Raw genomic sequence first — 14,383 nt, forward strand, 5'->3', positions numbered from 1 at the left:
GCAAGCGCTTCCCCATGGAGAGCGCCGTCAACCTGTTGATGAATGTGCTGGCCGACAACCGATACTCGAGTCGACCATGGACAAGACAGCCAATCCGTACAATACCCTCGCCGAGGGTAACGACTCCATCTATTACATCGAGTTTCCCACGGGCTCGCGTTATCGTGGACGCCAACTCAGCATCAAATCGCCAGGCTACAACACCGTGACCATAAGCCTCGAAGACCTCAAGCCAAAGCAGGCGGTGACGCTCTTGGCTGTCGACCCAAATAGCATGGTGGACGCTGGATGCTACCGTGGACACCGAAACAGAGGCTTGGAGGAACTGAAGAAGATGAACTACAACGAGGCGCGCATACAGTTTGAAGTGGCTACCGAGTGTAGCGACGTCGATACGATAGAAAACAATGAGAACCTGGCCTTGGTGGACTCGATCATCTATTATCGCAATAAGGCGGAGTTGCTCTTTAATATGCACAACTATCGCGAGGCCGCCAATCTCTACAAGAAGGTGCTGATGTACAACTCGTACGACTCGTATGCCAACGACCGCCAGGCGGAATGCATGCTGAAGTATGTGGACGAGTGCAGCATGATGATGGAGCAGGCGCAATATTATGACAGCGAAAAACAGTATCAGCAGGCATTGCCCCTTTACCGACAGATCGTGGAGAACGACTGCCCGTCGCGGCTGTTGGCCCAGCAGCAGATCAACCGCATCGAGCTGTTGCTCAACCAGCGCAAGAATCATTCGCGCGTGTTTACCTACGAGTATACCAAGGATACGCCTATCGGATTCTCGTATGGTAAATACAACATGCACAAGGTGGGTGGCTTCTTCGGCATGAGCGTCAACAAGAACGTGTTCGACATGATGCGCAACGACTGCACGGTGGGCGATATGCCTGAGGTAAACGTGAACTTCGGTTGGACCATCAAGATTGCGAGCCCCGTGTGGGTGTTCTTCGGACCGGGCGCTACCGTGAAGTGCTACTACGGCGACTATAAGCCCATTGGACTGAAGGATAAGATCTATCCCAATAAGGACGGATTCCCCAACGACCCCGACAACAAGCTCGTCGTGGGCAGCGACCAGAAAGAGGGTAGCGTTTATACCAACAACGACACCAAGGCCAATGCTGCGTGGGCTATATCGCCTGTGGCCGGTATCGCTGTGAAGTATTCCTATTTCGCCCTGCGCCTCACTTACCAGTACCGATTTGCCATGGACACGAACCTGAAGGATTTCATCGGACAACAGGCATTCTCGGTGGGTGTGGGTGTGAGTTTCTAACTTAAGCAGCCTAACACAACGCATTAGGCCATCATATCAATAACGTAAGCCAACATGATACACATAGGACAACTCATCAGAGAAGAGCTCGACCGACAAGGACGGTCGGTGGGCTGGTTGGCCAAGCAGTTGGGACGAAGCCGGTCGGTGGTATACCGATTGTGTTGCGAACAACAGTTTGGACACGGAGGTCGTTGCGAACATCTCGCGCATCTTGCATCGAGATTTCTTTAAGGAACTGTCTGACGACATTGATGTTGAGCCTAAGGGCATCGACAAAGAGTGTTGAACTGCGTAATGGCAAGCGCCAATGGGTTGGGCTTCGGACTTTTGGGGAAACCGATTCCGGTTGGTTTCCCAAGCTCCGAGCCCCAACCCTTTTTGTTTTCCTGCCATGGGAAATGGTTTGCTGGACCTGCTATGGCCAGCCCCAATCTCCATGAGGTGAGGGCGCCTGGGGGGGGAGATGGCTTGGTGTTGGCGGTGGCGCGGATGAGCGAATGGAAACAGGCGAGGCATGTATTGTAAGGGATTATGGCTAAAAAGTTTGTTAGGCTTTTCCGGTGAACTAGCGAGCCAAAAAGCCGTTTTTGCGAGATTTTAGTTGCGGAAGTGATAGAAGAATTTGCGGTTGGGCGTCTTTCGAGTTGCAATACATGCCTAACCGAGATGCGAAAGGCCATGTTTCGAGTCTCGGTTAGCCATGTTTCGCAGTGCGGTTAGGCATGTTTCGCGGAGTAGAAGGGGGAATAATGGATGTTGATAAGATTGTAATCTCTGTAACGTGTTGAGCGTTAGTGGGTTATAGAAATTGCCTAAGAATCGCGTATTTGCACCAAATTGTTTGGTCGTGGAAAAGAAATGTGTAGATTCCAATGTAGTTTGTTGCGGATTTTTTGCATGAAACCCCAATGTGGGCCGTTATATGAAAATCTGTGAGGCGTAAGCCGTTGGTTACGCGAAATAATCGTTAAATCTTCTAAAATCTTGCAGATTGCAAGGCTGTATTCGGCGAAATCTTTGTATTTTTGCAATCTAAAACGTATTATTAGCGTGAAAATAGTAAAAGTGGTTAATGCCCTTGAACAATTCGCGCCTCTGCCCCTGCAAGAAGGCTTCGATAATGCCGGCTTGCAGATCGGATTAACAGAAGCGGAAGTCTCAGGGGCTTTATTGTGTCTTGACGTTACCGAGGCCATCGTTGATGAGGCTATCGCCTTGGGCTGTAACCTCATTGTGTCGCACCATCCGCTGATATTCCATAAGCTCAGCCATATCACTGGCGAGGACTGTGTGCAGCGCACGGTGATGAAAGCCATAGAAAACCATATCTGCATCGTCTCCATGCACACCAATATGGACAGTGCACGCGGAGGGGTCAACTATAAGATTGCGGAGAAGATGGGGCTCGATGGGTTGCGCTTCTTCGGCAAACAGCAGACGGTCGACGGCGTTGAAGGTGGCGAGGGTGTCATCGGCGAATTGCCGGAGGCTATTGCAGCCGATGACCTGGTTATCATGCTCAAACGCGCGTTCGACGTGGAGAGCGTTATGGCCAACCAATTGCTGCGCCGCCCCATACGTACGGTGGCGCTCTGCGGTGGCGCTGGCGACTTCCTGCTCGATGAGGCCATACGCCAAGGGGCCGACGCGTTTGTGACGGGCGAGATGCACTACCATCAGTATTTTGGCCATGAGCAGCAGATACAGATCGCGGTCATCGGCCATTACCAGAGTGAGCAATTCACCAACGAAATCTTCCGCGACATCATCAATAAGGAGTGCCCTGGTGTGAAATGCTACCTCACAAGAATGAATACAAATCCAATCATATACCTCTAATTATTATGACTGTAAAGAAAGAACACTCCACAGAAATGACGGTGGAGGAGAAAATTAAGGCTTTGTTCCAGTTGCAGACCACCCTGTCGGGTATCGACGAGAAGCGTGCGCTCAGAGGTGAGTTGCCTCTCGAAGTGAGCGACTTGGAAGATGAGATTGCAGGTCTTAAAACCCGCCTGACCAAGATTGAGGGCGAAATTACCGACTTCCAGGCTGCCGTGGCGCAAAAGCGCAACGAGATTGAGCAGGCACAGGTGAGCGTGGAGCGCTACAAGAAGCAGCTCGACGAGGTGCGCAACAACCGCGAATATGATACGCTGAGCAAGGAGATTGAGTTCCAGGAGCTCGAGATTGAGCTTTGCAACAAGAAGATACGTGAGGCCAGTCAGAAGGTGGCTGAGCGCCAAGAGGACCTGAAGAAGACGCAGGAGACTATCAGCGAGCGTCAGAAAGATCTCGAGATGAAGCGCAATGAGCTCGACGAGATCATGCAGGAGACTCGTGACGTGGAGGAGAAGCTGAAGGAGAAGGCTAAGGAACTCGAGAGCCAGATTTCGACTGTCGACGCTCGTCTGCTCAGCAGCTTCAAGCGTATCCGCAAGGGTGCTCGCAATGGTTTGGGTATCGTGTATGTGCAGCGTGATGCTTGCGGTGGTTGCTTCAACAAGATTCCGCCACAGCGTCAGCTCGATATCAAGATGCACAAGAAGATCATCGTGTGCGAGTACTGCGGTCGTATTCTCATCGATCCTGAGTTGGCTGGTGTGAAGATGGAGGTGGCTGAGGACGAAAAGCCCAAGCGTAAGACGCGCACCACACGTCGCACCAAGAAGGCCGACGACGCTGCCGCTGAGTAATGAGACCATCGTCGGATGCTTCGTAAGGTTGAACGGAGAATGTAGGAATGCGCCATGGACTGCTCCATGGGTTCTCTGTGGCTTGGTTTTTGAACCTTCAGCGTTTTCCGTTGTACTGTCAATGGGAGTTTGGCGAGTGTCTGTGGGTTAGTCGATATTTGTCGATGACCCACTTGTGAGCCATACGCATTAGACTTGAATAGCCTACCGAAAGTGCTCGATGGATATTTTATAAGAAGGGCCCCGGTTGCTTGATGATAAGCGACCGGGGCCCTTTCGCGTTGCGACGCTTGGCTTCCGTATGTGGTTCTTGTGTCCGAATTTTTGAACATATATTTGCTTGCGAAAAAGGTTGGTTCTGTAGGGTTCGAACGGTTTCTTCGTGTGTGGAGCTTGGTTTCTTCGTGTGTAGAGTTTGGGGCTCTTCGTGTGTAGAGTTTGGACTCTTCGTGTGTAGAGTTGCTTATGCATGTTGTGGCGCATGGCTTCTGGCCGAATGGCGTGGCGGTTGCGAAGGTTGGGGGCAACAGGCAAAGAGCGATGGTCTTCGCCTGCCCATTATGAGGGATATAGGATGTGAGGGGTAGGGGGGTGCTGGTAGGTGTAGTGGTGATTGTCTGCGGAGTGTAGGAGAACGCGGTTGGGGGCGCAATGCTCCATGAGATATTATGTGTTGTATAACGTACTATATACGCCTGGATGTTGTGGCTTGTGGTTGTGTCATGCGATGGGCTTGGCGATGCGTAGTGTTTATGCCTGCGCTTGTGTTTCTTATATTATATAAAGTAATTTGCGCTTGCGCATTACGTTATGTGTTATGTTATACTTCGTCCGTTTTCGTGACGTGCGCCGTGTTTTATCATGGTATATCCTGTAAGGTATCATGTCGTGTGCGGCGACTTGTTGTGGTATATCTCCTGGAGCGTTGGATGGGAGATAGAGGGTGAATACAGTATATCCCATGAACTACTACATGAAGCGTTGTGCGGCATTTCGGTGTATCTCATGAGTTATACCGTTGTGCGGCTTGCGATTGTATGATATATCTTGTGAACCATATCGTTGTTTTGAATAGGGTGGAAGGTGCCGTTTCGTGCAACTGTTGAAACGTTCTTTGTGTATAGAATACGTTATATCCTATCGGGACGAAACGTTATATCTTGTGTGATTACTACGTTATATTCCGTGGTTTGGTGATGTTATACCATGTTGTTGATATGCGAACAGTGTCGTAAGAGGAATATACTATATGTTGTTCCTATATCATACGGTCGTTTATGATATATAATACGCTATCCCTTGTTCATATTATGTTATATCCTGTAATGATGTTACGATGTATGTTGTGGTGGTATTACGTTATGCGTTGTAGTCTTGGTATGTTATATCTTGTGAGCCGACAATGTTGTATTGCGTAGTTATGTCATAACATATAACATAAGGTATAGCGGTGTGTTCATTTCTGTGTTATGATATATCTTATGATTAGGTTACGGCGTATCTTATAGATACCTTGTGTTATATATCGTAATCGCCGTGCAAGGTGGCGTATTTTGCGTGACGTTATACCCCGTAATATACTTCGGGAGACAATAAAAAACACCACGTTGCCTCATGATGAGGTATAACGTGGTGTATTGTGTGGATTTGGTTGGGTGTGGAATCTTGTTGTGGTAATTATCTGAAACCTCTTGATTTCCAGATAGTTTCCTTTGCGGCGTTGATTTCTTGCAGTTTCTTTTCGGCTGCTTTTCTTACGTCTTCGCCGAGTGAAGCGACGCGGTCGGGATGGTTTTCCAGGGCCAACTTTCGGTAGGCTTTCTTTAGTTCCTCCTCTGTGGCGTTGGGGCTCATGCCCAGCACTTTGTAGGCGGCGTCGACGCTTGTGCTTGCGTCGTGAAGGTTGAGCATGCGGTCAACTTCCACTGCGCTCAATCCAAGACCGATGGCGCATCTTTTTAGTGCGTCTACTTCTTCTGTTGTGACCACTCCGTCGGCTTGGGCAATCATCGAAAGGAAGTGGAGAAGCTGCAAACGCTGTTCGTAAACCATGGTGCCTTGCAATTGTTGGCAGCACTTCATAACAGTGTTTCCATATTCTGTAGCGCCCATGATCTTTTGCTGTTCGAAGAGCCGCAGAAGGATTTGCTCGCCCTCGCGAACGGCAGTTTCTCCGAAGTTTGAGCGCAACCATTGTCTCACGAGATTCATCTCCGAATGCATGATCTTGCCATCTGAGCTGATGATATACGAAGCTAAAACGAGCAATGAAAAGCGAAATGTGTTGCGCTCGCTCTCTGCGGTTCGTTCCTGATGCCTTTGATATTGGTCTTGTTGTGACCTGCCATCGCCGTAAGTGCCGTCGCCATCAAACACGCCACCTCCGTTGTTGTCCGATTGGAAACTGCGATCGAGGAGGGCGCCAAGCGCAAAACCAGCCAGCGCACCGAGCGGTCCGCCCATTTGAAGGCCAATAAAGCCTCCTATCCATTTGCCTAAAGCCATAATGTCTGTTTTTGTAGGGTTATTGAATGATTGCCTTGCCTTTGTCTCGCTTTTGAGCTCTTTTGTGCCCGTTTCCTGTGTCTTTTAAGGCCCTTTTCTGTGATTTATAAGGCCCTTTCCTGTGACTTTCTGGCTCTTTCCTGAGCCTTTTGGCTGCTTTTCCTTTGGATTTTTATGGAAATTGGACCTTCTGTGAGACCCGCTTCCAAGTTTCTACGGAGACAAGATACTCCTTCTGCAGTTGCATTTGTTGTCGTTTGTCGACGTCTCCAGTACGGATCGAGGTTCGCTTTCAGCCCTCTTTTCTGTCACTTTTGGTCCTGTCTACGGTTGTTTTCGTCCCTGTTTTCAGACACTTTTTGCCTGATTAGCAGGCGTCTTGCCCCAAATGACGGGAAAATCTGAGGCTCTCGCAGGTCGTTGGGCATGTTAGGCTTAGCTGTTAACGTTGCAAATTTAACAAAAAAACCTTGCCTAAGGGCATCTGTTTGATGGAAATTCACTACCTTTGCGGCAAATTAATCATTATTATACAAGCAATCACAATGAATATAGCACTTGCTTTAATCGTGTTTTTGGTGGCAGCCTTGTTGATTTGGGGCATTGCAGAGGCTCATTATAAGGATTTCCACTATGAGGAGGACAAGCCTCACCACCCAGATCCTACAGCTCAAAAGGGTCCTCACAAGGAGCTGAACATCCGCGACATTATGCGCGACAACAGCACTAGCGGGTACAACGCAGTAGGGTAGAACCATACCGATCCGTCGACTTCTTGGTTCGCGAAAAGCCACCTTCACCTTCGGGTAAAGGTGGCTTTTCGCGTTATAGCGCTGATAATTAAGTGGTTACGAATGGTGTGATTGGCTCCTTTTGGATATTTTTGTTGTGCTATCAATGCTTCCGGAAAGTGTCTTTGGCTCGATCGGGCTGTGTCGCTAAGATGTTCAGAGGGATTTGCTGGCGTCTCATAAAGTTTCCTCTGCGCGTTCGCCGGGTGGCTTTTGTGCGTTCGAAATATGGTTTTATGTGCGTTCGAAATATGGTTTTATGTGCGTTCGAAATGTGGTTTTTGTGCGTTCAAAATGTGGCTTTTATACGTTCAAAATGTGGTTTTTATACGTTCAAAAGTCGACTTCTGAGTGTTTTGTAAGTATGTGTTTCCTGTAGTAAGAGTGTTCGTTATTGCCGTGTATAGCCTCGATTTTTATGTGAAATGGAAGGGATGGACTCATTAAGTGCGATGATTTGGGGTAGGAGGGCTGTCCTGCGAGTGTTCTGAGGCCGTTTTTTGAGATTTTAAGTGGTGTTTTGTGAATTTGTGTGGATGTATACCGTTTGTAATGCTTGAAAAGCTCTGTAAGCGCATTAAGACGGTTCCGTTGATGCGTCTAAACCACTCTGACGATGCATCTAAGCCGCGCTGGAAGTGCGGTTAAAACCGCTTTGCAAGCACATAAAACCGCGAAGCTTACGTGTTTGGGCGCAAAAACGCTCTAAAAACGCCAGAAAAGTGCCAGGCGTAGGGCATAAAGCCTCCCGTTGGACGGCATAAAGCCCCCCCCATTGGACGGCATAAATCACCTGTTGGACGGTATAAAATCACTTGTTGGAACACGCCAGAGGAACGTATGGAGTGGCTAGAAACTGCTCCAAAATGCGTTTTTTGAACGTAAAAACAGCTTTTTCCTTTGTTCAACGAAACGCATGCGGTCTCGGGCGTTACTGCTGTTAGTTGCCTCCTGAAATGCATTTCTTTTGTGGCTTTTGTCAGATTTCTTCGTATCTTGGGATGTGATCCAAGTATAAACATTCTTTATTATTATAATTCACTTTGCAGCAATAGTGGTTCAAGCCGTTTGAAACGATGAGATAGTCCACGTGAAGCAGAATGTTGTAAGCTGCGATTTGCTCGAAAACTCGTTGTGTAATGGGAATCGTTGGGGCCTTGTATTCGATGATCATCTTGGGCCGAAGGTGACGGTCGTATAGCACGCTGTCGGCGCGAAGTTGCTTGTCGCCCACCCGCAAAGGCACCTCGTTGGCCAACAATGTCTGTGGGTACCCCAAGTGTTCGATGAGATAATGAATGAAACTTTGGCGCACCCACTCTTCCGGGGTCAATGCCACATAGCGTCGGCGCAGCACGTCGAGGACTCGCGGATGCTCGCGCGTGCCCTGCAATTTTATGTCGAAGGAGGGAAGGTTTAACGGAATCATTTTATTATCTTTGCATGTAGTTCTTGTGCAAAGATAGTCAATTGGCACGAGATTTTGCAATAATCAACAAGAAGAAATATGCCGGAAAAGAGGCCGAGCGTCACCTTCGACGCCATTATGCAGGACCTGAAGGAGGGTCATTACGCACCTATTTATATATTAATGGGTGATGAATCGTATTACATCGACCGGATAAGCGACTACATCCAGGAACATGTGCTGACTCCCGATGAGCAGGCTTTTAACCAAACCGTGGTTTTCGGAGCAGATGTCAATGCTGCGGGCATCGCCGACATGGCCATGTCTTATCCGATGATGGCCAGTCATCGGGTGGTGATTGTGAAAGAGGCGCAGGCTCTGCGATCGTTCGTACGATTGGAGAAATATGTAGAGAAGCCGTTGGCCTCGACCATCTTGGTCATCTGTTACAAGAATGGTTCCATTAACCGTCGGCTGAAATTTGTGTCTGCGGCCGAACGGGCGGGAGTGGTGTTCGAGAGCAAAAAGCTCAAGGATTACCAGTTGCCCACTTTCATCCGCGATTACCTGAAAAAGAAAAACGCGTCGATCGATGACAAGAGTGCAAGTATGCTCGCTGACCATATCGGCTCCGACCTGAATCGCATGATGTCGGAACTCGACAAATTGCTTATCTCGCTGCCTGAGGAGGATAGGCGAGTGACGCCGAGTGTTGTCGAGAAGAATGTTGGCGTGAGCAAAGACTTCAACGCCTTTGAGTTTCGCAATGCCATCATCAACAAGGATGTTTTTAAGGCAAATCAGATAATCAAATATTTTAACAGCAATCCGAAAGCTGGTTCGTTGTATTCGCTCCTCCCATTCCTTTTTAGTTTTTTCCAGAACTTGATGGTAGCTTTTTACGCCCCCAATTCTAGCGATCCGCAGAGCCTCGCAGGGTATCTCGATTTGCGTTCCACATGGGGTACGAAAGACTATCTTGCTGGCATGAGAAATTACTCGGGAAGAAAAACTCTTCAAATTTTGGAGAAACTACGCGAGATTGATGCCAAAAGTAAGGGTTTGGACAACCCAAATACCGATGCAGGCGACCTTATGAAGGAGCTAATTTTCTTCATTTTGCACTGATTTTTATCCCAAAAACGTGGATTTTCGCTCTAGAATGGTGAAGCTCCACGACCTCGTTTTTTAGGCCTAACTCCGTGAGAATAGGGGAGTTTGGCCTATTTTTATGCTCTTGAGAATCGCGTATTTGAAAGCGATTCGTACCGTTGTTAGGAATATCTTCTCTATTTCGATTCTTTGTTATTTTTGCCCCCGCGGATTCATTGTTAACACTCGTTTGCATTTAATAGAACGAAATACGAAATATTAAACCCAAATCGCGCGGTTGTTAATTTGATATTTCGGATTTCGAAATTCAAAGAAAGTGCTTCGGGGATGCAAAATATCGAAAGATTCTAAATAGCGAATTATCGCATTTCAAAATTCGTATTAATAATTATACACACGTGTTATGTTGTTTGTAAAAGCCTTATTATTAGCAGGATACAACTTTTCGAATAACTATAATTGGCACAAACGATAAAGTTTTTTCTTGCGAAACATGCATAAATGCCATTTTAGATGTCAAACCGTTCCATATATCCCTATTTTAACCAGTTAGTTACCAAAAATTGCTCTAAAAAGCCTTATAGTCTACAATTAGCAGGTAATTCGGATTTTAATATTTGAATCCATTGTGGCATAAGTTGAAGATTTGTGTGTTCGAAATATCAAATCACAAAGTAAAACTTTATGTTTTTAAATTCCTTTCGATAAAGTTGGATATTTCAAATTTATGTTTTAACTTTGCAAATCGTAGGCGAGAGCCCCTTTTTAGGCCCTAAAGCCTCGTTAAGTACAATTTGTCTGGTATGAAAGATCGAATCAAGAAAATCATGGAGTCGAATCACATGACTCAAAAAATCTTCTCGCAGTTCACCGGAATCTCCGAGGGATCGTTGAGCGGTGTGCTCAATAACAAGACTCGTCCCACCCTTCAGATGGTTGACGCCATTCACAAGCATTTCCCCCAAGTCTCGTTGGAGTGGCTGCTGTATGGTGTTGGTTCGATGGAGAGTGGCTCGGCCACCTTAGACGATGATATCAGCGAGGCTCGTCCTTCGGGAATTCCAGGCGATCCGTCTTCCTCCTCCCCTCTCCTTTTTGACATGTCTCAGCAGCCTGCTGAGCCACGTTATGTAGGCGACCCTTCTGGGCTTCCCCAAAACCAAGTCAAATATATTGACAGGCCGCAACGCAAGATCACGGAGATACGCATCTTCTATGATGATCAAACTTGGGAGACTTTCACCCCCAAGAAGTAAGTTGTGCAGGTTCAAAATCAGGTCAGGCCCAAGTGGTTTTGGCCTGTTTTTTTATCCGCTCAATCCCGTTTCGTCGTCCTTCCATTTCCGTTCCAACTTCTCTTCTTTCTCGTCCCGTTCGTTCTGTTTTCCCGTTTCGTCGTCCTTCCATTTCCGTTCCAGCTTCTCATTTTTCTCGTCCCGTTCGTTCTGTTTTCCCGTTTTGTCGTCCTTCCATTTCCGTTCCAGCTTCTCATCTTTCTCGTTCCGTTCGTTCTGTTTTCCCGTTTCGTCGTCCTTCCATTTTTGTTCCAGCTTCTCATCTTTCTCGTTCCGTTCGTTCTGTTTTCCTGTTTCGTTGTCCTTCCATTTCCGTTCCAGCTCCTCATCTTTCTCGTCCCGTTCGTTCTGTTTTCCCGTTTCGTTGTCCTTCCATTTTCGTTTCACTCTTCCACCATCTCCAAACCGTTTGTGTTCGTTTGTCGTTTCTCTCTCCTCCTATTTCCTTTTTGTTGAACTCTTGTCGTCATTCTTCTTCTCTCGGTTTTCCATAAAGTCAATTCAAGGTTTGGGGTTTGTTTGGCGTTTGGTCCTATTGCGTGTATTCAGGAGTTTGCTAATCGGCTTTTATGAGTACTTGGTAGTATGCCTCAGTCCCATTGCTTTTCTCGCCAAAGATATTCCCAGAAGATGCGGTGTAGACTTTAAGTTGTATTGCAGAACACCTTTAGTTGTTATTGTATAATCTCTGGTTCGGGTATCGAAGCTATTGGTGATAATAGTTGTCGTTGCGTTTTTTGGCTAAAAAGTTGTGTCGGGATTTCCGTTAAACTAGAGATTGTTCCAGCCGTTTAGTAGAGATTTTGGTGGCTCGACTGAGACGAGCCTTTACCAAAAGGCATGTATCGTGTTGCGAAAAGGCATGTTTCGAGACTCGATCGGGCGTGTTTCGAGTTGCGTAAAGGCATGTATTGAGGCTCGATTAGGCATGTTTTGCAGTGTAGGGCGTAGTGTGTGAGGAGGGCGTAGTGCTTTGTTGGTTGTAAGTAGCTGTATGACAGGTTGTTAAGAAAGCTGCTAAGAATCGCGTATTTGCGACCAAATGTAGTTATGGTGACGAATAAGAGTTAAAAATGGGAGAGGCTTGTCTGCTATTTTCCGTGCCTATAGGTGCTTCTGCTCCTTTGTTGTATAGGGGGCGTTAGCGATTCTTGGCATTAGGAGTCTCCCTCATTTCTCGTTTTCCTCTTGGAGTCATGCCCCTTGTTTTCGTATGTTCCATGCTTGGCGTCTACACCCCCTTCCGTTCGCTTGGCAGCTATTTCTGCCCTCCTTGCTGGCCGTTATTATATAAGGTGGGCTGCTCTTCGTTCCTTCAAGCAAGGCAATGCTTTAGCCTTCCGCCACCTATTATTATATAAGGAGGGAAGCGTTTTACCCATCAAGTTCCACAGGTCAGGCTTTTCCAGACCGCACTTTGCACAATCTCAAGATGCGGTAGGCGGCTTTTCGATTGTAAAAACACGCCTGCTTGTTTTGTATTGTCTTCGATTTCCACTATCTTTGCATAAGATAGATATGAGCCTGCCCATCCGATAGCGAACACGGTTGGCGCTCGCCGCATCCTTTCCTGAATGTAAATTCCATATAGATTACTTATGAAGAAATATTGTCTCGACCTGCGCGTCAGTGCTGTGGAACGTTTGAGCGTGAAGCATGTGTTGCTCAAGCTCACCCAGGAGGCGCCGTTGCCAGCCATGCAACCAGGTCAGTTTGTTGAAGTCAGGGTCGACCATTCTCCCTCTACCTTCCTTCGTCGTCCCATTTCTATCCATTATGTTGATGTCGCCCACAATGAGTTGTGGCTCTTGGTGGCCACCATTGGCGACGGCACCCGCCAGTTGGGGCGCCTGCAACCTGGTGATGAGGTGAGCTGCCTGCTGCCTTTGGGCAACGGCTTCTCCATGCCCCCAAAGGCATCTAACCGCGTGCTGTTGGTGGGCGGTGGTGTAGGCATTGCTCCGCTGCTCTATCAGGGTGAGGCGCTCCGCAAGGCCGGTCACAATCCCGTGTTCCTATTGGGAGGTCGCACCGCAAGCGACCTGCTCGAGCTCGACCTATATAAAGAGGTGGGCGAGGTGTATGTCACTACCGAGGATGGCTCGTTGGGCGAGAAAGGATTCGTCACGAATCACTCCGTTCTTGAGGGCGGGCAATTCGACCTTATCCAGACCTGCGGCCCTAAGCCCATGATGTTGTCGGTGGCCCGTTATGCCAACGAGCATGCCATCGAGTGCGAGGCTTCGCTCGAGAACATGATGGCCTGTGGCTTGGGAGCTTGTCTCTGCTGCGTGGAGAAGACCGACGAGGGCAATTTGTGTGTGTGTAAAGAGGGTCCTGTGTTTAATATTAAGAGATTGTTATGGTAGACTTAAATGTAAGAATAAATCAATTGCAACTCTCCAACCCCGTGATGACCGCCAGTGGAACGTTCGGTTACGGCTTGGAGTTCCAAGACTTGGTGCCGTTGGAAGAGATAGGCGCCATCATCGTAAAGGGAACCACACAGGCGCCTCGACAGGGCAACGATTATCCCCGTATGGTCGAAACAGCGCAGGGAATGCTTAATTGTGTGGGATTGCAGAATAAGGGCGTAGACTATTTCTGTGAGCACATCTATCCACAGATTAAGGATATCAATACGAACTTCATCGTCAATGTCAGTGGTTCGTCGCCCGACAACTATGCTGCCTGTGCCGCTCGTGTCGACGCGCTCGACCATATTCCCGCCATTGAACTTAATATCTCGTGCCCCAATGTGAAGGACGGAGGCATGGCTTTCGGTGTAACGTGCGAGGGGGCGGCCAGCGTGGTGCGTGCCGTTCGACAGGTTTATCACAAGACGCTCATCGTAAAACTCTCACCCAACGTTACCCACATTGCCGACATTGCACGCGCCTGCGAGAGTGAGGGAGCCGATGCTGTGTCGCTTATCAATACGCTGATGGGTATGGCCATCGACATTGAGCGTCGTCGCCCCAAGTTGAGCATCCGCACTGGTGGACTCAGTGGTCCGGCTGTCAAGCCCGTGGCTGTGCGTATGGTCAATGAAGTGTTCCATGCCGTGAAAATCCCCGTCATTGGTCTTGGAGGCATCATGACTGCCGAGGACGCCATCGAGTTTATGATGGCTGGCGCGTCGGCCATTGAGATTGGCACCGCTAATTTTGTTGACCCTACAGTCACCATGAAAGTGAAGCAAGGCATGACCGACTGGCTTGAGCGCCACGGTTGCAAGAGCGTTAGGGAGATCGTGGGTGTAGTTTAAGGCCATAGGC

At 48.1% G+C, this 14,383-nt stretch carries 12 protein-coding genes; 9 read left to right on the forward strand and 3 right to left on the reverse strand.

Annotation, left to right across the window (positions count from 1 at the left end; translation table 11 throughout):
• Window positions 1-76 precede the first annotated feature (76 nt).
• The 4 genes from KM934_RS00470 to KM934_RS00485 all read left to right on the forward strand — a co-directional run bounded on the left by KM934_RS00470 (window position 77) and on the right by KM934_RS00485 (window position 3,993).
• Window positions 77-1,294, forward strand: a complete 1,218-nt coding sequence (locus KM934_RS00470) for a tetratricopeptide repeat protein (protein ID WP_215758590.1) — start codon at window positions 77-79, stop codon at window positions 1,292-1,294.
• Window positions 1,295-1,348: 54 nt separating this feature from the next.
• Window positions 1,349-1,528 carry a hypothetical protein gene (locus KM934_RS00475; protein ID WP_252344822.1) on the forward strand — a complete coding sequence of 60 codons (180 nt, stop codon included), beginning with the start codon at window positions 1,349-1,351 and terminating at the stop codon, window positions 1,526-1,528.
• Between the two features lie 819 nt (window positions 1,529-2,347).
• On the forward strand, window positions 2,348-3,136 hold the full coding sequence (locus tag KM934_RS00480) for a Nif3-like dinuclear metal center hexameric protein (protein WP_215758592.1): 789 nt from the start codon (window positions 2,348-2,350) through the stop codon (window positions 3,134-3,136).
• A 5-nt stretch (window positions 3,137-3,141) separates the two neighbouring features.
• Window positions 3,142-3,993, forward strand: a complete 852-nt coding sequence (locus tag KM934_RS00485) for a zinc ribbon domain-containing protein (protein ID WP_215758593.1) — start codon at window positions 3,142-3,144, stop codon at window positions 3,991-3,993.
• Window positions 3,994-5,670: 1,677 nt separating this feature from the next.
• On the opposite strand, the gene KM934_RS00490 is transcribed toward KM934_RS00485, so the two are convergent.
• Window positions 5,671-6,498, reverse strand: coding sequence for a DnaJ domain-containing protein (locus KM934_RS00490; RefSeq protein WP_215758595.1), 828 nt, complete (start codon window positions 6,496-6,498; stop codon window positions 5,671-5,673).
• A gap of 545 nt (window positions 6,499-7,043) precedes the next feature.
• On the opposite strand from KM934_RS00490, the gene KM934_RS00495 reads away from it, so the two are divergent.
• The gene (locus KM934_RS00495) at window positions 7,044-7,250 is read left to right on the forward strand and encodes a hypothetical protein (RefSeq protein ID WP_215758596.1); all 207 of its coding nucleotides are present in this window, start codon (window positions 7,044-7,046) and stop codon (window positions 7,248-7,250) included.
• Between the two features lie 1,018 nt (window positions 7,251-8,268).
• On the opposite strand, the gene KM934_RS00500 is transcribed toward KM934_RS00495, so the two are convergent.
• Window positions 8,269-8,718: a type I restriction enzyme HsdR N-terminal domain-containing protein gene (locus KM934_RS00500; protein ID WP_215758597.1), complete on the reverse strand. Its 450-nt coding sequence runs from the start codon at window positions 8,716-8,718 to the stop codon at window positions 8,269-8,271.
• A gap of 78 nt (window positions 8,719-8,796) precedes the next feature.
• On the opposite strand from KM934_RS00500, the gene holA reads away from it, so the two are divergent.
• Together holA and KM934_RS00510 are read left to right on the forward strand one after the other, a co-directional pair.
• The gene (gene holA, locus KM934_RS00505) at window positions 8,797-9,825 is read left to right on the forward strand and encodes a DNA polymerase III subunit delta (protein WP_215758598.1); all 1,029 of its coding nucleotides are present in this window, start codon (window positions 8,797-8,799) and stop codon (window positions 9,823-9,825) included.
• Between the two features lie 788 nt (window positions 9,826-10,613).
• The gene (locus tag KM934_RS00510) at window positions 10,614-11,066 is read left to right on the forward strand and encodes a helix-turn-helix domain-containing protein (protein WP_215758600.1); all 453 of its coding nucleotides are present in this window, start codon (window positions 10,614-10,616) and stop codon (window positions 11,064-11,066) included.
• Window positions 11,067-11,117: 51 nt separating this feature from the next.
• On the opposite strand, the gene KM934_RS00515 is transcribed toward KM934_RS00510, so the two are convergent.
• A complete protein-coding gene (locus KM934_RS00515) occupies window positions 11,118-11,492 on the reverse strand; it encodes a hypothetical protein (RefSeq protein WP_215758601.1) in 375 nt (124 codons plus the stop codon).
• A gap of 1,211 nt (window positions 11,493-12,703) precedes the next feature.
• On the opposite strand from KM934_RS00515, the gene KM934_RS00520 reads away from it, so the two are divergent.
• Together KM934_RS00520 and KM934_RS00525 are read left to right on the forward strand one after the other, a co-directional pair.
• Window positions 12,704-13,474 carry a dihydroorotate dehydrogenase electron transfer subunit gene (locus tag KM934_RS00520; protein ID WP_215758602.1) on the forward strand — a complete coding sequence of 257 codons (771 nt, stop codon included), beginning with the start codon at window positions 12,704-12,706 and terminating at the stop codon, window positions 13,472-13,474.
• A complete protein-coding gene (locus tag KM934_RS00525; RefSeq protein ID WP_215758603.1) occupies window positions 13,468-14,373 on the forward strand; it encodes a dihydroorotate dehydrogenase in 906 nt (301 codons plus the stop codon). The genes KM934_RS00520 and KM934_RS00525 overlap by 7 nt, the downstream gene beginning before the upstream one ends.
• Window positions 14,374-14,383: the final 10 nt, after the last annotated feature.

Source organism: Hallella faecis (genome assembly GCF_018789675.1).
Classification (GTDB): Bacteria; Bacteroidota; Bacteroidia; order Bacteroidales; family Bacteroidaceae; genus Prevotella; species Prevotella faecis.

Coding starts and splice junctions, on each gene's coding strand:
- KM934_RS00470 (WP_215758590.1), top strand. CDS start 77: ATGGACAAGACAGCCAATCCGTACAATACCCTCGCCGAGGGTAACGAC.
- KM934_RS00475 (WP_252344822.1), top strand. CDS start 1,349: ATGATACACATAGGACAACTCATCAGAGAAGAGCTCGACCGACAAGGA.
- KM934_RS00485 (WP_215758593.1), top strand. CDS start 3,142: ATGACTGTAAAGAAAGAACACTCCACAGAAATGACGGTGGAGGAGAAA.
- KM934_RS00490 (WP_215758595.1), bottom strand. CDS start 6,498: ATGGCTTTAGGCAAATGGATAGGAGGCTTTATTGGCCTTCAAATGGGC.
- KM934_RS00495 (WP_215758596.1), top strand. CDS start 7,044: ATGAATATAGCACTTGCTTTAATCGTGTTTTTGGTGGCAGCCTTGTTG.
- KM934_RS00500 (WP_215758597.1), bottom strand. CDS start 8,718: ATGATTCCGTTAAACCTTCCCTCCTTCGACATAAAATTGCAGGGCACG.
- holA (WP_215758598.1), top strand. CDS start 8,797: ATGCCGGAAAAGAGGCCGAGCGTCACCTTCGACGCCATTATGCAGGAC.
- KM934_RS00510 (WP_215758600.1), top strand. CDS start 10,614: ATGAAAGATCGAATCAAGAAAATCATGGAGTCGAATCACATGACTCAA.
- KM934_RS00520 (WP_215758602.1), top strand. CDS start 12,704: ATGAAGAAATATTGTCTCGACCTGCGCGTCAGTGCTGTGGAACGTTTG.
- KM934_RS00525 (WP_215758603.1), top strand. CDS start 13,468: ATGGTAGACTTAAATGTAAGAATAAATCAATTGCAACTCTCCAACCCC.